The sequence below is a fragment of the Neisseria sp. P0021.S007 genome (genome assembly GCF_051956855.1).
In genome coordinates, this window is sequence record NZ_JBQCXA010001524.1 from 1 (window position 1) to 467 (window position 467).

Here is a 467-nt window from a genome sequence, read left to right on the forward strand (position 1 = left end):
CATCCGAGAAGTGATGGATGATGTGGAAGAGTTGTACCGCGACGGTGTGGAAGCCGGTTCGGAAGAGGGCGGCAAAGCCCGGGCCAAATTGGAAGAGAAATTGGCCGCGGCCAAAGAGCGTTTGAGCCGTTTTGAAGAAGAGGCCGGCGAACGTTTGCGCCATCATGCCGAGCGTGCGCGTGAGAAATACGAGCAGTTTGAAGAAGCGGCCCAGGAGCGTCTTAAAGAAGGCAAAGAGCGTTTTGCCGAATTTGAAGCTGATGCGGGCGAGCGTTTGAAACGCGGTGCCAAACACGCTGATGAAGTGGTGCATGAAAAACCATACTATGCGATGGGTTTTGCCGCATTGGCCGGTTTGGTTGTCGGTGTGTTGTTGAACCGTCGTTAATGTGAATATGTTAAGGCCGTCTGAACAGGCGTGCACATGAAATCATGGATTTCATTGCGCCGTGCAGACGGCCTTAGCC

1 protein-coding gene is annotated in these 467 nt (G+C 53.5%); it reads left to right on the forward strand.

The features are described 5' to 3' along the window. Nucleotide 1 precedes the first annotated feature (1 nt). Nucleotides 2-388: a DUF883 family protein gene (locus ACTHUR_RS20070; protein WP_440400554.1), complete on the forward strand. Its 387-nt coding sequence runs from the start codon at nt 2-4 to the stop codon at nt 386-388. The last annotated feature ends 79 nt before the right edge of the window (nt 389-467 follow it).